A 19,058-nucleotide genomic window follows, 5' to 3' on the forward strand; every position below is an offset into this window, starting at 1 on the left:
GGTCCGGGCGGGCGCGTGTGACGATCGGTGGCGTGGGAGTACCGAGGAAGGGGCGGCGGTGAGCCAGGAGACGGCGGAGCTGCCGGACGCGGCGCCGGTGCGTCCGCCCGCGCTGGAGCGCTCCGCCGAGGGCGGGCTCGTGGCGGGGGTGTGCCGCGGGCTGGCCGGCCATCTGGGCGTGGACGTGCTGCTCGTCCGGGCCGCGTTCGTGCTGCTGACGGTGGCGAGCGGGTTCGGCGTCGCCGCGTACGCCGCGTTCTGGATCCTCGTCCCGGCACCGGAGCGGGCCCCGGCGGCCGACCGGCGGCGCGGCCGCGACTGGGGCCAGCTGCTCGCCTACGCGGCGGTCACGCTGGGCCTCGCGGCGCTGCCGTGGGGCGCGGCGGGGATCGTCCAGTGGGCGCTGTGGCCGTTCATCGTCGGCGGCGTCGGCGCCGCGATCCTGTGGCAGCAGGCCGACCGCGACCAGCGGCAGCGGTGGACGCTGCCGCTCCGGGAGCGCTGGCTGCGCAGCCTGCTCGGCCTGCTGCTGGTGGTCGGCGGCATCGGCGGCGTCGTCGTGCAGAACGTGGAGGCCGACCAGGCGCGGTCCGTGATCATCGCCATGGCGATCATCCTGACCGGGGTCGCGGTGATCGTGACGCCGTGGGTGGTGCGGCTCTGGCAGGACCTGGACGCCGAGCGCCACGAGCGCATCCGCTCCCAGGAGCGCGCCGAGCTGGCCGCGCACATCCACGACTCGGTGCTGCACACGCTGACGCTGATCCAGCGGAACGCGCACGACATGCGGGAGGTGCAGCGGCTCGCCCGGTCCCAGGAGCGGACGCTGCGGACCTGGCTGTACGAGCCGCGCGCCGACCCCGACCAGACGTTCGCCGCCGCGATCAGGGAGCTCGCCGGGGAGGTCGAGGACGACCACGGCGTGCCGATCGAGATCGTCTGCGTGGGCGACACGGCGCTGGACGAGCGGCTCGGCGCGGCGCTGCAGGCGGCGCGGGAGGCGATGGTGAACGCCGCCAAGTACTCGGAGGCGCCGTCGGTGTCGGTGTACGCGGAGGTGGAGAGCGACGCGATCGCCGTCTTCGTCCGCGATCGCGGCAAGGGGTTCGACCTCGAACAGGTCCCCGGGGACCGGATGGGCGTGCGAGGGTCCATCATCGGACGTATGGAGCGCAACGGCGGCAAGGCGACCGTCCGCACCGCGCCGGGCGAGGGCACCGAGGTGCGTTTGGAGATCAGGAAATCGTGAGCGAGGCGCTGAAGAGGGTCGTGCTGGTCGACGACCACCAGATGTTCCGGACGGGCGTCAAGGCGGAGCTGGGCGGCGGCGTCGAGATCGTCGGCGAGGCGGGCGACGTCGACGAGGCGGTCGCGGTGATCCGCGGGGTGCGGCCGGACGTGGTGCTGCTGGACGTCCACCTGCCCGGCGGCGGGGGCATCGAGGTGCTGCGGCGGCTGCACGGCTCCGTCGCGTCCAAGTTCCTCGCGCTGTCGGTGTCGGACGCGGCGGAGGACGTGATCGGGGTCGTCCGGGGCGGGGCGCGCGGCTACGTCACCAAGACGATCTCGGGGCCGGAGCTGACGGACGCGATCGGCCGGGTCGCGGAGGGCGACGCCGTGTTCTCCCCCCGCCTCGCCGGTTTCGTGCTGGACGCGTTCGCCGCCACCGACGTCCCGGCGGTCGACCCCGAGCTGGACCAGATCACCCAGCGGGAGCGGGAGGTCCTGCGGCTGATCGCGCGCGGCTACGCCTACAAGGAGATCGCGAAGGAGCTGTTCATCTCCGTCAAGACGGTGGAGACGCACGTGAGCAGCGTGCTGCGGAAGCTGCAGCTGTCGAACCGGCACGAGCTGTCCCGGTGGGCTGCCGCCCGCCGCCTCGTGTAAGCCGTATAGCGGGCATAGCGGCTGAAAGCGGTGTCAGCGGCCGATACAGTCGCTGGTCATGGCATATCCACCCCCCGGACCCGGATATCCGGGTTCCCAGCCGCCGTACCCGCCCCCTCCGCCGCCGGGCCCCGGCTACGGGTCGCCGTACGGCAACGACAAGACCAACGGCCTGGCGGTCGCGGCGTTCGTCACCGGGCTGCTCGGCTGCTTCGGCGTCCTCGGGCTCATCCTCGGCGCGATCGCGCTGAGCCAGATCGGCCGGAACGGCGGCCGCGGCCGCGGTTTCGCGATCGCGGGCATCATCTTCTCCTGCCTGTGGATCGTCACGGGCGTCACCATCGGCGTCATCGCCGCGAACAGCGACTCCTCCGGCGGCGACCGGGCCACGCCGAGCGTGACCCGGACCAAGCCGAAGGAGGTGGACGCGAAGAAGATGAAGCTCGGCGACTGCATCAACGACAACACGGCCGCGGCCAACCCGTCCGCGTCCGAGCCGGTCGAGGTCGAGAGCGTCAAGATCGTCCCGTGCACGTCGCCGCACGACGGCGAGGTGACGGCGGTCTTCCGGCTGTCCGGCAGCACTCTGCCGCCGGAGGCGCAGCTGCGGCGGCTGGCCTCGGACGGCTGCAAGATCCGCACGCGGGCGAGGATCAGCCGCGACCCGGCGGCGGGCAGCCTCGCGAACTCCTACTACTACCCGACCGACGACTCGTGGCGGCAGGGCGACCGCTCCGTCACCTGCGTCGCCGTGGCGGCGGACGAGGGCACGAAGCTCACCCGCCCGCTGCAGCGCTGACGATCCCGGCGTCCGCCGGGCGGCCGGCCCGCCGCCCGGGCCCGGGACGCCCCGCTCAGCGCGAGTCGCGCATGGTGCTCGCGACCATCTCGGCCACGTGCTCGACCGTGGACACGCCGGCCTCCATCGTCGGGTTGTCGCCACTGCACACCGCGATGAGGAAGTCGTGGTCGTGTCCGGTGACGCGGCCGACGCTGTTCACCGCCCAGCCGTTCCCCTGGTTGTGGATCGGCGCCCAGCCGTTCTTCAGCGCGACCTTGTCGCCCGGACGGGCCGCCGCGCTCACGCCCCACGCCTGCTCCTTCAGGACGGACCCCATCAGGTCCAGGATGTAGTGGCGGCCCGAAGCCTTGATGGGGCTCTTGTCGGAGACCAGGTTCGCCAGCAGGCGGACCTGATCGGCCGGAGTCGTCAGGGACGAACCCCATGAGGTGGGGAACGGTTTCGTGTTCCTCAGCCCGAACTTCTTGTTGGCCTTCCTGACGCCCTCTCCGTAGCCGGCGGCGGAGTACAGGGCGTCCGCCGCGCTGTTGTCGCTTTCACGGATCATCCGTCCGGCCAGTTCCCGCTGAGCCGCGGTCAGGGCGTGATGGCCGCGCTGCCGCTGCAGGACGAGGCTCGACAGGATGTCGACCTTCACGATGCTGGCGGTGACGAACCGGCCCTTCTCGTTCTCTCCGAAGGACAGCCCTGTGCGGAGGTCCCTCGCCATCACCCCGGCCTTGCCCGGACGTGTCCCGAGGTAGGCGCGGACGGCGTGGCTCAGCGCCCACGCGTCGAACGGCCGGGCCTGCACCTTCGCCACGGCCGCGCCCTGCTCGGCCGTGATCGGCTCGGTGGCGCCGACGACCACGCCGCTCCTGCGGTGCGGTGCGTCGGAGGCGACCCAGTGGGCGGTGAGCCCCGCTCCGGTGGCGCCCGCGGCCAGCGCGAGCACGATGACATGACGCCGCATCGATCCCCCCGAATTCGTGCGACCCGTAATGATCAGGAGTTGCTAGAGGACGCCCGGAAGGCGGGCCGGGCAGCCCGGCTCGCAGCGCTCGGAGTGCCGGGCGACCCGGCGCGCGTAGGCGCCGAACCGGCGGCGCAGCGCCGCCCGCGTGAACGGCCCGGTGCCCGGGAAGCCCTCGATCTCGCCGCGCCAGCGGATCAGCGTGCCCGCCGGGCAGGGCTCCAGCGTCACGTCCGCCCGGACGCGGCGCCGCGGCGGACCGGCCAGCGCGACGTACCCGTAGTGCCGCGGCGGGTCCCAGGCCACGACCTCCTCGCGCCAGGGCGGGACGGACCGGACGGCCCCGATCCCGTTCGGGTGCTCGGTGCCGTCGGCCTCGCGCCTGGCGCGGATCCAGAAGCCGCCCCACTCGCCCCACGCCTCCGCGACGCACAGATGCTTGAAGATCACATCCGGCCCGGCGCAGGAGGTGGCGGTGGCTTCGATCTCATCCGGCATGACAACCCCCCGTGTTCTGTCACATGGGGTACATGCCCGATTCGCAGTTAATTACGGCTTGTGAAGAAGTGTATTTGTAGTGTGACCGAAAACTCCTGGAAGCTCAGGCGGTGTCGACGACCTGGAACGACTCGGCGAGCCGGTCCTCCGGGAGGCCCGCCGCCGCGGCGTTGGCGCCCAGCCAGCCGCGCAGCATCTCCGGCAGCCCGTCGCCCATGTGCCCCGTCTGGCTCACGTGCGCGCGCAGCGCGTTCACCTTCCGCTCGAACCGGTCGGTGATGTCGACGTAGTGGTTCACGACGGGCCCGCCGCTGATCCACACCTCCCGCGCCGTCCACGCGTCCAGGCCCTCGTCGGCGAGCAGCTCCGGGAACGCGTACGGGTTGCGGGCGTCCGGGTAGACGGCGTCGAGCGCGGCCGAGCCGACCGCGCGGTGGTCGGGATGGCTCGGATAGATCCGCTCGTAGTTGCGCTCCGGGCTCGGCATCAGCACCCGGTCGGGCCGCACCTGCCGGATCACCCGGGCGATGTCGCGGCGCAGATCGAGCGTCGCCTCCACCCGGCCGTCGGAGTAGCCGAGGAACCGGACGTCGCCCACGCCGACGCACTTGGCCGCCGCGCGCTGCTCCTCCCGGCGCAGCGCCGCCATCTCCTCGCGGGACACGTTGTCGTCGAAACCGCCCGCGTCGCCGTCGGTCACCATGAGGTAGACGACCTCGATGCCCCGGTCCGTCCAGCCGGCCACCGTCCCGGCCGCGCCGAAGTCGACGTCGTCGGGGTGCGCCATCACCACCAGGATCCGCTGCAGCTCCCCGTCCTCCAGCCCCCGCCCGCCGCCATTCAACGGACGAGCTCCGCTCGGCTCACCGTCCTCCAGCCCCCGCCCGCCGCCATTCAACGGACGAGCTTCGCTCGGCTCACCGTCCTCCAGCCCCCGCCCGCCGCCATTCAACGGACGAGCTTCGCTCGGCTCATCGTTGTCCAGAACATTGGTCACGGTTTCAACAATAAGGTCATTGAACGATCCGGGCACATCCGAAAGATCGGGACCTTCCCGCGCGGGACGGAACTCAGCGCGAGGTCAGGGCCCTGAGCAGGCGTTCCTGGAACGCCGGCACGTCGCTGCCGACCGCGATCTTGACCGGGCGGCGGGTGTCCTCGGCGGGCAGCGAGCGCGCGTCCCACACGGTCGTGCCGCGCGTCAGCTCGCCCCGCAGCTCCACCCGGACGGGACGGTGCGTGTACTCGCCGAGCTCCGGGTCGGCGGCCAGCATCGCGGCGAGCGCGTCGTGGATGACCGCGCCCCGCCGCTTCAGCGTGGGCGTGTAGGCGACCTCGTAGAACTTCAGGACGCGGGCGGCGAAGCGGGCGACCTCGCCGTCGTGGGCGGCCAGCCGGTCGAGCCAGTCGTCGTGGACGGCCGTCGGGTGCGTCGCGTCCAGCGGCACCAGCACGACCGGCCAGTCCGCCGCGAACACCAGGTCGGCGGCCTCCGGGTCGTGCCAGATGTTCGCCTCGGCGTGCGTCGTGATGTTGCCGGGGTGGTCGAACGCGCCGCCCATCACCACGACCTCGCGGATCAGCGACGGCAGCTCGCCGTCCAGCAGCAGCGCCGCGCCCAGGTTCGTCAGGGGGCCCGTCGCCAGCAGCGTCAGCTCGCCGGGCATCGCGCGCGCCAGCCGGACGATCTGCGCGGGCGCGGACTCGGCCACCGGCCGCCCGGCCGGGTCGGGCAGGCGGGTGTCGCCCAGGCCGTCGGTCCCGTGCCAGTCCAGGGCGTAGTGGACGTCCTGCGCCATCGGCCGGGCCGCGCCGACCGCGACGGGCACGCCCTCCGTGATCCCCGCCGCCTCCAGCACGCGCAGCGTGTTCAGCGCGCCTGTCAGCGGGTCGATGTTGCCGTGCACCGTGCCGACGCCGACGAGCTCCGCCTCGCCCGCGCGCACGAGGGAGGCCAGATAGAGCAGCGTTATGGCGTCGTCGATGCCGGTGTCGCAGTCGTACAGGAACGAAGGTCCATTCGTCACGCAGGCAACCTATCCGGATCTTGCCGATCCCGGATTGGGCCTGGGACGCGGCGCCGCACGGGGGTACAGCATGAGCATGCGCAAACTCATCAACGCCCCGGCGGACGTGGTCTCCGACGCGCTGCGCGGACTGGCCGCCGCGCATCCCGAACTGAACGTCGACCCGGAGAACGGCACCGTCGTGCGGGCGGACGCGCCGCGCGCCGGGAAGGTCGCCCTGGTGTCGGGCGGCGGGTCCGGTCACGAGCCGCTGCACGCCGGGTTCGTCGGCCACGGCATGCTGGACGCGGCCTGCTGCGGCGAGGTGTTCACCTCGCCCGTGCCCGACCAGATCATCGCGGCGACGATGGCGGTGAACGGCGGCGCCGGCGTCCTCCACCTGGTGAAGAACTACACCGGCGATGTCATGAACTTCCAGCTGGCCGCCGAGCTCGCGGAAGACGAGGAGATCGAAGTCACGTCCGTGATCGTCAACGACGACGTCGCCGTGGAGGACAGCACCTTCACCGCGGGGCGGCGGGGAACGGGCGCCACCCTGTTCGCCGAGAAGATCGCCGGTGCGCTCGCGGAGGAGGGCGCCGCGCTGGACGCCGTCGCGGCGGTGGCGCGGGAGGTGAACGAGCGCAGCCGGTCGTTCGGCGTGGCGCTGTCGTCCTGCACGGTCCCGGCCGCCGGGACGCCCACGTTCGAGCTGGGCGAGGACGAGATGGAGCTCGGCATCGGCATCCACGGCGAGCCCGGCCGCGAACGCGTCCGGGCCGGCACGGCGACGCAGATCGTGGACGCCTCGCTCAGCGCGATCGACGCGGACATGCGGCTGTCCGGATCCGAGGTGCTCGTGCTGGTCAACGGGATGGGCGGCACCCCCCTGATCGAGCAGTACGTCGCCTACGCGGCGGCGGCCGAGTGGCTGGAGGGGCACGGCGCGACCGTCGTCCGCCGCCTGGTCGGGCCGTACGTGACCAGCCTGGAGATGGCCGGCTGCATGGTCAGCGTGTGCCGGGTGACGCCCGAGCTGACCCGGCTCTGGGACGCGCCCGTCGAGACGCCGGGACTGCGGTGGGGCCGTTGAACGCGGCAGATCTCGCCGCCTGGATCCGGCACGCGGCCGAGCTGGTGTCGGCCGACGCCGAGCGGCTCACCCGGCTGGACGCGGCCATCGGCGACGGCGACCACGGCCACAACCTCGACCGGGGCTTCCGGGCCGCCGTCGAGGCGCTCCCGGACGACGCCCCGCCCGGGAAGGTGCTGATCGCCGCCGGACGGGCCGTCGTGTCGAAGACCGGCGGCGCGTCCGGCCCCCTGTACGGGACGCTGCTGCGCCGCGCCGGCAAGTCGCTCGGCGACGCCGAAGAGGTCGGCGCCGCCGCGCTCGGCGCCGCGCTCCGGGCCGGGCTGGACGGCGTCCGGGACCTCGGGAAGGCCGAGGACGGCGACAAGACGATGGTCGACGCGCTGGCGCCGGCCGTCGCGGCCTACGAGGCGGCGCTGGCGGACGGCGCGGACCTCGCCGGCTGCGTGCGCGCCGCCGCCGGCGCCGCGGCCGAGGGCGCCGACGGCACCGTCCCGATGCAGGCGCGCAAGGGGCGGGCCAGCTACCTGGGGCCGCGCAGCGTCGGGCACATGGACCCCGGCGCCTCGTCCAGCGCGCTGCTGCTGCGCGGGCTCGCCGACGTCGCGGGGGAGGGCTGACATGGTCGGGATCGTGATCATCTCGCACAGCCGGACGCTCGCCGAGGGCGTCGCCGAGGTCGCCCGCGCGATGGGCGTCGGCAAGGCCGTGGTCGAACCCGCCGGCGGCGACTCCGAAGGGCGGCTCGGCACCAGCATCGACCTGGTCGAGCAGGCCGTCGCGGCGGCGGACGAGGGGGAGGGCGTCGTGCTGCTCGCCGACCTCGGCAGCTCCGTCCTCACCGCGAAGATGCTCATCGAGGACACGGGCGGCGACGACGTCCTGCTCGCGGACGCGCCGCTGGTCGAGGGCGCGGTCGCGGCGGCGTCCATGGCCGCGACCGGCGCCGGGCTCGCCGCCGTCCACGCCGCGGCCGAGTCCGCCCGCGACCACCGCAAGAGCGGCTGAGCGGCTGAGCGGCCGTGGGCGGGCCGGGACCAACCCGCCCACGGCGGCTTCAGGTCGTGTCGGGGCCCGCGTCCGGGCCGTGGAGGAGGGCGCCGAGGACGGAGCCGACGCCGGCCGTCGGGTCGCCCCGCACCTCGAAGACGCGGGGCTCCTCGTCCGGCTCGTCCACCGTGACCCGGTAGGCGGGGAGGTCGGCGCCGATCTCGTCCGGCTCGCCGCGCTCCTGGGCGGCGGCGAGCGCGTCCACCGCCGCCCGGATGCGGCCGGCCCGCCCGGCGGGGAGCGCGGCGGTGTCGTACAGCGCGACGACGGTGTTCCGGCCGGTGAACCCGCCGGCGCTCTCGATCTTCACGCGCATGAACGCCTCCCCGCCGGTCGCCTACTTGCTGAAGGCCCGGCGCAACTCGTCCAGTTCGTCCCGGAGGATGTCATCGTCCTCCAGCGACCCCCGCCTGGCCAGTTTCTCCGGGGCGACGACCTGGTACTCGGGCATCTGCATGGTGCCGCAGCAGCGCGACCTGTCCTGGTCGGCCCGCAGGCTCGCCGAGTGCTCGTCGTGCGCCTCGACCTCCGTCACGTCCCGCCCGTCGCCGGTGTAGCCGGGGTCGGTCATCGCCATCTGCCCGCTCATCAGGTCGCGCAGCGGCGTCGCCGCCGTCGTGATCTCGCGGACCGCGAACCGGTTCCGGATGAACGTCCGGTAGATCGCCGGGTCGCCGCGGCCCGCCGACACCTCCAGCATCTTGTTCGCGACGTCCACGTACCGGGCGCCGGTCGCCGGGGACGCCGCGATCGCGTCGAACACCAGCCTGCAGAGCGCGGACGCCGTCTCGATCAGCACGATCGTCGCGTCCTTCGTGCGCCGCTGCCGGCTCATCTCGAACGTGAACATGTCCGCGAGGACGTCGTAGATCGCGCCGGTGAACACCTGCGAGATCGCGTGGACCTCGTTGCCGACCTGGCCGAGCTTGAGGTCGTTGTCGGCGTTCCGCAGCCCGGACGGCATGCCGAGCGCCTTGCCGAACTCCTCCGCCAGCTCCGACAGGAACGACTTGTCGTGCAGGTTCGCCTTGGTGAGCGCGACGAGGGCCTCCGCCTGGTCCGGCTCGGCCAGCGCCAGGAAGATCGCGGTGATGTCGCCGAACGCCTCGTGCAGCCCGCCCGTCTGCGGCGGGTTGTCCGCCGACAGCCAGCCCGGCTTGAGGCCGTCCAGGACCGCGTGCCCGGTCTCGTGCGCCACGATGTCGAGCGACCGGCACGTGTGCAGGACGGCGCCGTCCCCCTGCGGCGTGAAGAACAGGAACTTGAGCGCCTTCGCCGTCCTGCTGTAGAAGGCGTTCGCGCCCTCGCCGGCGTGCGGGAACACCGTGATGCGGTCGGTGTTGCCGCCGACGTTCCACGCGAACGGGATCGGGTCGCCGCCGTTGTGCCGCTCGTACATGGCGATCGTCTGCCGGACGACGGCGAACGCGTGCGCGCAGTCGAACTGCGGGCTTCCGGCGGCGAACACGAAGTCGCCGCTGATGTTGCGGACGACCGGGGTCACGCCCTCCAGCTCCGTCCGGACGCGGGCGTCGGTCGGGCCGTTCAGCACCACGGTCGGGATGAACGCCAGCCGGGCGCCGAGGTCGGTGACCGAGGGGTCCTGCTTGTAGACGAGGAACCGGTGCCCGGTCCTCAGCGGCGCCGGAACCGGCACCGGACGAGGCGCGGGCCCGGGAACCGGGGGGACCGCTCGCCGTACTCGCTGGGCGGGAATGTCGATCAGCATCGATTCGGCGTCCCGCGGCGCCTGGAAGTCCTGCTGGTGGATCGTCATCGAAACCACCTTCCCCTGACAGTGCGCGAGGTCCTGATGACCCTGCGCCCCTGCGAGCGGACATGCGGCGTCGAAGTGCGGGGCCTTCACCCGTGGACCGGCGCGGCCGGCTCATATGTCCGCTCCGTCTGCCCAACGTCCGCCGGGCGCGAGATCCAATCAACCCCGGGGACGTGAAAAGCAGGCCATCTGTCCACATGCTGCCGCGGGGGCCCGCGCGGGCGGGCGCGGCCGGACTCCGGGACGCGCCGAAAACGTCCGCGCCGCGCCGTAGACTCGCTCGTGATGTCGAAGACCGAAGCTCACCCCTTGCTCGATGGCCTCAACCCGCAGCAGCGCGCCGCCGTCGTGCACTCCGGCGGCCCCCTGCTCATCGTCGCGGGCGCAGGCTCGGGCAAGACGCGGGTGCTCACCCACCGCGTCGCCCACCTGCTCGGCGAGCGGGACGTGCACCCCGGCCAGATCCTCGCGATCACCTTCACCAACAAGGCCGCCGCCGAGATGAAGGAGCGCGTCGGCGCCCTCGTCGGGCCGCGCTCGCGCGCCATGTGGGTGATGACGTTCCACTCCGCGTGCGTGCGGATCCTGCGCCGCGAGGCCAAGCGCCTCGGCTTCCCCACGAGCTTCTCGATCTACGACCAGGCCGACGCGAACCGCCTCATGGCGCTCGTCTGCCGCGAGCTCGACCTCGACCCGAAGCGGTACCCGCCGAAGTCGTTCAGCGCGCAGGTGTCCAACCTGAAGAACGAGCTGATCGACTACGAGACGTTCAAGAACCGCGCGTCGACGCACATGGAGCAGACGCTCGCCGAGGCGTACGAGATGTACCAGGCGCGGCTCCAGCAGGCCGGCGCCATGGACTTCGACGACCTGATCATGATGACGGTCAACCTGCTGCAGGTGTTCCCGGAGGCCGCCGAGCACTACCGGCGGCGGTTCCGGCACGTCCTCGTCGACGAGTACCAGGACACGAACCACGCGCAGTACGAACTCGTCCGCGAGCTGACGGCCCCGGTCGAGGGGGTGGGCGCGGCCGAGCTGTGCGTGGTCGGCGACGCCGACCAGTCGATCTACGCGTTCCGCGGCGCCACGATCCGCAACATCCTGGAGTTCGAGCGCGACTACCCGGACGCCACCACGATCCTCCTGGAGCAGAACTACCGCTCGACGCAGACGATCCTGTCCGCGGCCAACGCGGTCATCGAGCGCAACCCGCGTCCCCGGCCCAAACGGCTGTGGTCCGACCAGGGCGAAGGCCCCAAGATCACCGGTTATGTGGCCGACAACGAGCACGACGAGGCCGCGTTCGTCGCCCACGAGGTCGACCGGCTCACCGACGACGGCGACGCCCGTCCCGGCGACGTCGCCGTCTTCTACCGCACCAACGCCCAGTCGCGCGTCTTCGAAGAGGTGTTCATCCGCGTCGGCCTGCCGTACAAGGTCGTCGGCGGCGTCCGCTTCTACGAGCGCAAGGAGATCCGCGACGCGCTCGCGTACCTGCGCTGCCTCGCCAACCCCGAGGACACGGTGTCGCTGCGGCGCATCCTGAACGTCCCCAAGCGCGGCATCGGCGACCGCGCCGAAGCCTGCGTCGAGGCGTACGCGTCCCGCGAGCGGATCTCGTTCTGGCAGGCGCTCCGGGTGCCCGAGGACGTGCCGGGCATGGCGACCCGCTCGATCAACGCCGTCCGCGAGTTCGTCGCCCTGCTGGACGAGCTGCGCACCGCCGCCGGGACGCTCACCCCCGCCGACCTGATCACCGAGGTCCTCAAGGCCAGCGGCTACCTGGAGGAACTCCAGAACTCCAAGGACCCGCAGGACGAGACCCGCGTCGAGAACCTCCAGGAACTGGAGGCCGTCGCCCGCGAGTTCGAGGAGCGCCTCGACGGCGAGTCCGCCGAAGGCCGCCTCCCCGAGTTCCTGGAGCAGGTCGCCCTGGTGGCCGACGCCGACTCCATTCCCGGCGGCGCCAAGGGCGGTCCCGTCCCGCCCGGCGAGCAGCCCGCGGAGACCGACCAGGGCGTCGTCACCCTGATGACCCTGCACACCGCGAAGGGCCTCGAATTCCCGGTCGTCTTCCTGACCGGCATGGAGGACGGCGTCTTCCCGCACCTGCGTGCCATGAGCAACCCGAAGGAGCTCGAAGAGGAGCGCCGCCTCGCCTACGTCGGCATCACCCGCGCCCGGCAGCGCCTCTACGTCTCCCGCGCCGCGATGCGCAGTTCCTGGGGGGCGCCGCAGGTCAACCCGCCGTCCCGCTTCCTCGGCGAAGTCCCCGCGACCCTCCTCGAGTGGGAGCGCGAAGCCTCGTCGACGTCCACCCCGGCGATGTCCCGGATGGCGGAGCGGCCCGGCACCCGCTCCCCGGGAAACCGCCCCGTCCCGTCCCTTTCCCCGGGCGACAAGGTCACCCACGACGCCTTCGGCCTCGGCACCGTCGTCTCCGTCTACGACCGGGGCGAGAAGGCCAGCGTCGACTTCGGCGGCGACTACGGCGTCCGCACCCTCGTCCTCCGCTTCGCCACCATCGAAAAGCTCTGATCCTCCGCGACGGCGTCCACCGGGAGGCCCCATGTTCGCTCGCACGCTCGCCGACGGCGCCGAACTCCGTCCGCTGGAACCGTGGCAGGCGGCCGAGTTCGCCGAGCACGCGCGGAAGGTCCGTGCCGACATCCACGCCTACATCCCCTGGGCCCGGACGGTCGTGGACGAGGAGTCGGCCCGCGAACTGCTCCAGTCCTACGCCGCGAAGCAGGCCGCCGACAGGGGGCGCATCTACGGCATCTGGGTCGACGGCGTCCTCCAGGGCGGGACGGTCTTCCGGACGTTCGACGCCGAACGGGGCGTCTGCGAGGCGGGCGTCTGGCTGGCGGCCGGGGCGCGCGGGCGCGGGCTGGTCACGACGGCCGTCCGCCACATGATCGACTGGGCGTTCGGGACGCGGGGGCTGCACCGGGTCGAGTGGCTGTGCGACCCGCGCAACACCGCCAGCGCGGCCGTCGCGGAGCGGCTCGGCATGACGTGCGAGGGCATTCTGCGGGAGGCGTTCGTGCTGGACGGCGAGCGCAGGGATACCCAGGTCTGGGCCGTCCTCGCCGACGAGTGGAGCTCGTGACTCCCGGGGGCTCACCGGTCACCGTCGCGTTCCCCACTGGCAAGCCGGGCGCCATCGCGACGCGCCGGTGGCGAAGCCCGGTCTACGAGCAGTCCGGCTAAGGGACGGGGAGGGGGCGTTCCAGGGCGGAGAGGGTGAGGAGGACGAGGGACGCCGTCCAGCCGAGGGGAGCGGGGCCGGCGGGCTTGCCGTCCGGCCCGACCTTCTCCGGGAGGACGCCCAGGGACGTGCGGTGGGCCCCGAGCCAGCCGAGCCGGCCGAGGGCCTCGTCCGGGCGGCCCGAGGCGGCCGAGTTCAGGCCGAAGAGGGCCGTTTCCGGGGTCCAGGCGACGTCCGGGGTGCCGGACCAGCGCTCGCCCGGCAGCACGCCGCCGTTCGGCAGCGCCTGCCTGCGGGCGGCGTTCCCGATCGCGGCCGTGATCTCCGCGTCGGCCGGCGCGAACGGCGGGGCGAGGAACGTCACGGAGGTGTCCATCAGGCCGCCGAGGACGGGCGAGCGCGGGTAGCCGTACGGCGCGAACTGCCTGGCCACGGCGTCGGCGACGCGGTGCGCGGCGTGCTGCCACTCGGCGGCCTTGGCGGTGTCGCCGCGCAGCAGCGCGAGGTCCGCGGCGGACCGCAGGCCCGCGAGCACGGGGCCGACGACGCCGAGCGTCGGGCGCCGCGGGTCCTGCTCGCGGAGGGGGTCGCGCTCCCAGTAGTCGGACGAGGCGGGCGGCAGGCCCTCGGCGTCCAGGGAGCGCGCCAGGTGGTCGGCGGCGCGCCTCACCATCGGCCACAGGTCGGGCAGCTCGTCCGCGGGGCCGGTCTGGACGCGGTGGAACCAGGCCGCCCACAGCACCCAGCCGAGCGAGTCGAGCTGGGGCCGGCGGCCGTCGGCGACCGCCGTCCCGTCGGCGTTGTAGCGGGCGGCCCACATGCCGTTCCCGCTCTGCGCTCGGGCGAGGAAGCGCAGGACGCGGCGGGCCTCCGACGGGTGGCCGGTGACGGTGAACGCGGCGACGGCGAACGCCGAGTCGCGCGGCCAGCTGTACCGCCACTTGGTGTACCAGGAGGCGAGCGACGCCCCGTTCGGGCGGGTGAGGAGCCGCAGGTCGAGCAGAGCGCGCGCCGCCATGTCGCGGTAGGTCTGGTCCCTGCCGCCGGTCGGGACGGTGCCCTGCGACAGCCACGCGTTGTCCGACCGGACGGCCGTGGCGACGCGGGGGTCGGACGGCTTCACCGTGATGGGCGTGTCGCCGCCGGACGGGATGAGCCGGATGCGTCCGTCCGCGAGCCGGATGACCGAGCTGTCCGGCAGGTAGGCGGCCCCCTCGGCCTGCTCGGGGGAGAGCGGGACGCCGGCGAACGGCCAGCCGCCCCCGCCGATGAGCCCGGGACTCGCCCAGCCGGGGCTGGACGGTTCCGGTACGGTGGCGCCGCCGGTCGCGACGAGCGCGGCGACGATCAGCAGGGCGGCGGTGCGGCGGACGTTGCGCACGCCCGAGGCCCTGCGGGGTCTGGACCGCCTGAGGGGATGCGACGGCTGGACGTGGACGGCCCGTAGGGGGACGGCGGCTGCGGGGGACGGGTCCCGTTCATCCGCCATCGCCATGCGTCCAGCCCCCTTTGCCGCACCCGCCGAAGCGAAATAAGTACATCAAACTATGTCAATTGGTTCATCCTCCTCACGAGCCACTCGTGCCCACCCCTCAGGATGAGACACCTTCCGCCCGGTGACACTTGCCTTCGAGAGGGGACACTCCGTGACATATGGACCCGGCGGCATCACCACGCAGGCGGGTTGACTAGGCTGCATCGACGGAGCGGACCGCAGAGTGCAGGCCGCACGGAAACCCGTGCAGATCGCCGACTCGTGTGGTCTTTGGCTGTCGATCCGTTAAGGACGCCCTCGTGGACCTGTTCGAACACCAGGCGAAGGAACTCTTCGCCGAGTACGGGGTACCGGTGCCTACCGGCAAGGTCGCCCATACTCCCCAGGAAGCGCGCGCCATCGCGGAGGAGCTGTTCTCCGCGGGCAGCAAGAAGGTCGTGGTCAAGGCCCAGGTGAAGACCGGCGGCCGGGGCAAGGCCGGCGGCGTGAAGCTGGCCGACACGGCCGACGAGGCGGAGACGCTCGCCGGCCAGATCCTCGGCATGGACATCAAGGGCCACACGGTCCACAAGGTCCTGATCGAGGAGGGGAGCGCGATCGCGCAGGAGTACTACTTCTCCTTCCTGCTCGACCGCGCCAACCGCACCTTCCTGTCCATCTGCTCCGTCGAGGGCGGCGTGGAGATCGAGGAGGTGCCGCACGACCGGCTGGCGCTGGTGCCGGTCTCGCCGCTGGACGGCATCGACCGGGCCAAGGCCCGCGAGATCGCCGAGAAGGGCCGCCTCCCGGAGGAGGCCCTGGACGGAGCCGCCGAGCTGATCGAGCGGCTGTGGGCCGTGTTCAGCGACGAGGACGCCTCGCTCGTCGAGGTGAACCCGATGATCCTCACCGCCGACGGCCAGGTGAAGGCCCTCGACGGCAAGGTCACGCTGGACGACAACGCCGGCTTCCGCCAGGACCACGACAAGTTCGAGGACAAGGCCGCCGCCGACCCGCTGGAGGCCGCGGCCAAGGCCAAGGACCTCAACTACGTGAAGCTGGACGGCAGCGTCGGCGTCATCGGCAACGGCGCGGGCCTGGTCATGTCGACCCTCGACGTCGTCGCCTACGCGGGCGAGCGGTTCGACGGCCAGAAGCCGGCGAACTTCCTCGACATCGGCGGCGGCGCGTCCGCCGAGGTGATGGCGAACGGGCTGGAGATCGTCCTGTCCGACGCGGCCGTCAAGTCGGTCTTCGTGAACGTCTTCGGCGGCATCACCGCCTGCGACGCCGTCGCGAACGGCATCGTCTCGGCCTACAAGCTGCTGGCCGACCGCGGTGAGTCCGTCGACCGCCCGCTCGTCGTCCGGCTGGACGGCAACAACGCCGAACTCGGGCGCAAGATCCTCAACGACGCGGCGCTGCCCGGCGTCCAGCAGGTCGACACCATGGACGCGGCGGCCGAGCGCGCCGCCGAACTCGCAGCGGCAGGTGCATGAGCATGGCCATCTGGCTCACCGAGAACAGCAAGATCATCGTCCAGGGCATCACGGGCTCCGAGGGCACCAAGCACGGCCGCCGGATGCTCGCGTCCGGCGCCCAGGTCGTCGGCGGCGTGAACGCCCGCAAGGCCGGCCAGACGGTCGACTTCGACGGCACCGTCCTCCCGGTGTTCGGCACCGTCAAGGAGGCCATGGAGGAGACCGGCGCGGACGTGTCGGTCGTGTTCGTCCCGCCGAAGTTCACCAAGGACGCCGTCGTCGAGGCGATCGACGCCGGGATCCCGCTCTGCGTGGTCATCACCGAGGGCATCCCGGTGCACGACACCGCCTACTTCTGGGCGTACGCCGAGAAGCACGGCAACAAGACCCGCATCATCGGGCCGAACTGCCCCGGCATCGCGTCCCCCGGCAAGTCGAACGCGGGCATCATCCCGGCCGACATCACCACGCCGGGCCGCATCGGCCTCGTGTCCAAGTCGGGCACGCTGACCTACCAGATGATGTACGAGCTGCGCGACGTCGGCTTCACCACCTGCGTCGGCATCGGCGGCGACCCCGTCATCGGGACGACCCACATCGACGCCCTCCAGGCGTTCCAGGACGACCCGGAGACCGACGCCATCGTGATGATCGGTGAGATCGGGGGCGACGCCGAGGAGCGCGCCGCCGCCTTCATCGAGAAGAACGTGACCAAGCCGGTCGTCGGCTACGTCGCCGGGTTCACCGCCCCCGAGGGCAAGACCATGGGCCACGCGGGCGCGATCGTGTCCGGCTCCGCCGGCACCGCGCAGGCGAAGAAGGAGGCCCTGGAGAAGGTCGGCGTCCGCGTCGGCAAGACCCCGAGCGAGACCGCCGTCCTCATGCGGGAGATCATGAAGAACCGCTGATCCCGCGCGCACCGAAAAGACGCCCGAGCCGCCTCGCCGCGGCCCGGGCGTCTTTCGCGTCCGTCCGGTGCGTGGCGGCCCGGCGGCGCGACGACAAGGCGACACGCCGGGCGGGCGGGGCGTCCGGGGGCGGGCGTGGTGCCAGCATGGAGCGGTGAGCGACGAGACCCCCGGGCGGCGTGCGAAGCGGGAGCCGGCGAAGGGCGGGCCCGGACGGGCCGGCGGACGGCCGCGGGCCGAGGCCGCCAGGGGGCAGCCGGCCGCCGCCATGGCGCGGCCGCTGTACGTGACCGGGCTGGTCGCGGCGCTGTGGTGCGTCGGGATCGGGCTCGCCGTGCTCACCACGATCACGCTCATCGGGTGGATCGCGGCGCCGAAGACCGCGCTCGGCCACGGCATGTCCGGGGTGTTCCGGACGGCCGTGAACTTCTGGCTCGTGTCCCACCACGCGGGCTTCTCCTACGGGCAGGGACGGGTCGGGCTGCTGCCGCTGGGCGTCCTCGTCCTGCCGGGCGTGCTGCTGTACCGGGGCGGCGGGTGGATGATCCGGGTCGCCGGGCTGCGGCAGCGTCCCCGGATCGCGGTCGTGCACGTGGCGGTCGCGCAGGCCGCGCCGTACGCGGGGCTGGCCGCGCTGCTCGCGCTCGCGGCCTCGTCGGAGGAGGTGCGGCCGTCGGCGTGGCAGGCGCTCATCGCGTGCTTCCTCGTCGCCGTCATCGCGGGCGGCCTCGGCGCCGCGCGGGCCGTGGTCGCCGCGCAGGTCGCGGCGGAGGCGAAGGGACGGCGGGTCCGGTCCGGGCTGGGCGCGCTGCTGCGGCTGCTGCCCGAGCGGCCCCGCTCGCTGGTGATCGGGGTGGCGGGCGCGCTCGGCGTGCTGCTCGCGTCCGGCGCGGTGCTCGTGGGCGCGGCGCTCGCCATGAACACGGCCGGCGCCGACGACCTCTACGGCATGCTCGCCCCCGGCGTCGTCGGCGGCGTCCTGCTGCTGCTCGTCGAGCTGGCCTTCCTGCCGAACGCGGTGATCTGGGGGATGGCCTACGCGGTCGGGCCGGGGTTCTCCGTCGGCGCAGGGACGAGCGTCTCGCCGACCGGGGTGTTCCTGGACATCGTCCCCGCGTTCCCGCCGCTCGCCGCGCTGCCGCAGCCCGGCCCGGCGCCGGCGCTGTCGCTGCTCGCGCTGGCCGCGCCGTTCGTCGCGGGCGCGGTCGGCGGCGTCCTCACGATCAGGTCGCTGCCGAGCCCGGTGGCGGAGGGCGCGCCGCTGTGGGGGTTCGTGTCGGGCGCGCTGACCGGTGCCGTGGCGGCCCTGCTCAGCGCGCTGTCCGGCGGGCCGCTCGGCGGCGGGCGGATGGCGACCGTGGGGCCGTCCGCCTGGCAGGTGGGGCTGCTGGCGGCCCTTGAGGTGGGCATCTCCGCGGCCATCGCGGCGTGGGTGGCGAACTGGATGGTGCTGCGGCGCCCGGCGCGCGCGGCCACCCGGAAGAGCAGGCCCGGGAAGGCGCCGAAGAGGCGCGTCCGGCCGAAGCCCGCGGCGGTGCCGCTGTCGGCCCCCGTCCCGGGCGACTACGACCTGCCCGCGACGCCCGCGCCGAAGGCGCCGAGGGCCCCGCACGCGCCCGATCCGCTGGAGTTCGAAGAGGCCGACCCCGTCCTCGCCCCGCGCCGTCCCCGCCGCCGGAGCGATCCGCTGCCCGACCTCGCCGGAGAACGCCCCGGACCGAAACCGGCGCCACCGCCGTCACCGCCGGGCGACGGCACGATCGTCGTCGAGGGCCACATCGTGGACGACCCGGCTCCCGAGCCCGAGGAACCGCCCAGGCCCGTCCCGCCGCCCCGCGCGGACCCGAACCGCACCGAGAACCGCGGCGGCGCCATCTACGTCCTCCGCGAAGAACCCGAACGCGGCGACTAGCCGG

Annotated in this window: 18 protein-coding genes; 11 read left to right on the plus strand and 7 right to left on the minus strand. The window is 73.1% G+C overall.

Annotated features, from left to right (window positions below; genetic code table 11):
• Positions 1-58 precede the first annotated feature (58 nt).
• The 3 genes from AL2_RS05125 to AL2_RS05135 are packed head-to-tail and all read left to right on the plus strand — an operon-like array spanning position 59 to position 2,686.
• Entirely contained in the window at positions 59-1,249 is a 1,191-nt protein-coding gene (locus AL2_RS05125; RefSeq protein WP_245666321.1) for an ATP-binding protein, read from the plus strand.
• Positions 1,246-1,887, plus strand: coding sequence for a LuxR C-terminal-related transcriptional regulator (locus AL2_RS05130; RefSeq protein ID WP_376741323.1), 642 nt, complete (start codon positions 1,246-1,248; stop codon positions 1,885-1,887). The genes AL2_RS05125 and AL2_RS05130 overlap by 4 nt, the downstream gene beginning before the upstream one ends.
• Positions 1,888-1,945: 58 nt before the next feature.
• Positions 1,946-2,686, plus strand: a complete 741-nt coding sequence (locus AL2_RS05135) for a DUF4190 domain-containing protein (RefSeq protein ID WP_067629576.1) — start codon at positions 1,946-1,948, stop codon at positions 2,684-2,686.
• Between the two features lie 55 nt (positions 2,687-2,741).
• Here AL2_RS05135 and AL2_RS05140 read toward each other — a convergent pair whose 3' ends face one another.
• The 4 genes from AL2_RS05140 to AL2_RS05155 form a co-directional block, all read right to left on the minus strand.
• On the minus strand, positions 2,742-3,641 hold the full coding sequence (locus AL2_RS05140) for a serine hydrolase (RefSeq protein ID WP_067629578.1): 900 nt from the start codon (positions 3,639-3,641) through the stop codon (positions 2,742-2,744).
• 42 nt (positions 3,642-3,683) lie between these two features.
• Complete coding sequence (locus tag AL2_RS05145; RefSeq protein WP_067629580.1) at positions 3,684-4,139, minus strand: SRPBCC family protein; 456 nt, start codon at positions 4,137-4,139, stop codon at positions 3,684-3,686.
• Between the two features lie 103 nt (positions 4,140-4,242).
• Entirely contained in the window at positions 4,243-4,926 is a 684-nt protein-coding gene (locus AL2_RS05150; protein WP_067630384.1) for a PIG-L deacetylase family protein, read from the minus strand.
• Between the two features lie 283 nt (positions 4,927-5,209).
• Positions 5,210-6,166 carry a nucleoside hydrolase gene (locus tag AL2_RS05155; protein ID WP_245666323.1) on the minus strand — a complete coding sequence of 319 codons (957 nt, stop codon included), beginning with the start codon at positions 6,164-6,166 and terminating at the stop codon, positions 5,210-5,212.
• Between the two features lie 76 nt (positions 6,167-6,242).
• On the opposite strand from AL2_RS05155, the gene dhaK reads away from it, so the two are divergent.
• Genes dhaK through dhaM form a run of 3 tightly spaced genes read left to right on the plus strand, consistent with a single transcriptional unit; the run spans position 6,243 to position 8,246 of the window.
• Entirely contained in the window at positions 6,243-7,238 is a 996-nt protein-coding gene (dhaK, locus tag AL2_RS05160) for a dihydroxyacetone kinase subunit DhaK (protein ID WP_067630391.1), read from the plus strand.
• Positions 7,226-7,858 (plus strand): dihydroxyacetone kinase subunit DhaL, encoded by a 633-nt coding sequence (gene dhaL / locus AL2_RS05165; protein ID WP_376741322.1) that lies wholly within the window; start codon positions 7,226-7,228, stop codon positions 7,856-7,858. The genes dhaK and dhaL overlap by 13 nt, the downstream gene beginning before the upstream one ends.
• A 1-nt stretch (position 7,859) precedes the next feature.
• Positions 7,860-8,246 carry a dihydroxyacetone kinase phosphoryl donor subunit DhaM gene (gene dhaM / locus AL2_RS05170; protein ID WP_067629584.1) on the plus strand — a complete coding sequence of 129 codons (387 nt, stop codon included), beginning with the start codon at positions 7,860-7,862 and terminating at the stop codon, positions 8,244-8,246.
• Positions 8,247-8,295: 49 nt separating this feature from the next.
• Here dhaM and AL2_RS05175 read toward each other — a convergent pair whose 3' ends face one another.
• Positions 8,296-8,604 (minus strand): protealysin inhibitor emfourin, encoded by a 309-nt coding sequence (locus AL2_RS05175; protein WP_067629585.1) that lies wholly within the window; start codon positions 8,602-8,604, stop codon positions 8,296-8,298.
• 21 nt (positions 8,605-8,625) lie between these two features.
• A complete protein-coding gene (locus AL2_RS05180) occupies positions 8,626-10,065 on the minus strand; it encodes a gluzincin family metallopeptidase (RefSeq protein WP_067629593.1) in 1,440 nt (479 codons plus the stop codon).
• A gap of 285 nt (positions 10,066-10,350) precedes the next feature.
• On the opposite strand from AL2_RS05180, the gene pcrA reads away from it, so the two are divergent.
• A complete protein-coding gene (gene pcrA, locus AL2_RS05185; RefSeq protein WP_210748200.1) occupies positions 10,351-12,606 on the plus strand; it encodes a DNA helicase PcrA in 2,256 nt (751 codons plus the stop codon).
• Positions 12,607-12,637: 31 nt separating this feature from the next.
• Positions 12,638-13,180: a GNAT family N-acetyltransferase gene (locus tag AL2_RS05190; protein WP_067629598.1), complete on the plus strand. Its 543-nt coding sequence runs from the start codon at positions 12,638-12,640 to the stop codon at positions 13,178-13,180.
• Positions 13,181-13,277: 97 nt separating this feature from the next.
• Here the strand turns inward: AL2_RS05190 and AL2_RS05195 are convergent, their stop codons facing one another.
• Positions 13,278-14,774, minus strand: a complete 1,497-nt coding sequence (locus AL2_RS05195; RefSeq protein ID WP_245666325.1) for a glycoside hydrolase family 15 protein — start codon at positions 14,772-14,774, stop codon at positions 13,278-13,280.
• Positions 14,775-15,073: 299 nt separating this feature from the next.
• Here AL2_RS05195 and sucC point away from each other — a divergent pair, with 299 nt between their 5' ends.
• The 3 genes from sucC to AL2_RS05210 all read left to right on the plus strand — a co-directional run bounded on the left by sucC (position 15,074) and on the right by AL2_RS05210 (position 19,054).
• Positions 15,074-16,252, plus strand: a complete 1,179-nt coding sequence (gene sucC, locus AL2_RS05200) for an ADP-forming succinate--CoA ligase subunit beta (RefSeq protein WP_067629612.1) — start codon at positions 15,074-15,076, stop codon at positions 16,250-16,252.
• 2 nt (positions 16,253-16,254) lie between these two features.
• Positions 16,255-17,142, plus strand: coding sequence for a succinate--CoA ligase subunit alpha (gene sucD, locus AL2_RS05205; RefSeq protein WP_067629614.1), 888 nt, complete (start codon positions 16,255-16,257; stop codon positions 17,140-17,142).
• Between the two features lie 154 nt (positions 17,143-17,296).
• Positions 17,297-19,054, plus strand: a complete 1,758-nt coding sequence (locus AL2_RS05210) for a cell division protein PerM (RefSeq protein WP_245666327.1) — start codon at positions 17,297-17,299, stop codon at positions 19,052-19,054.
• Positions 19,055-19,058 lie beyond the last annotated feature (4 nt).

Origin of the sequence: Actinomadura latina NBRC 106108 (genome assembly GCF_001552195.1) — a bacterium.
GTDB classification, from domain to species: domain Bacteria; phylum Actinomycetota; class Actinomycetes; order Streptosporangiales; family Streptosporangiaceae; genus Spirillospora; species Spirillospora latina.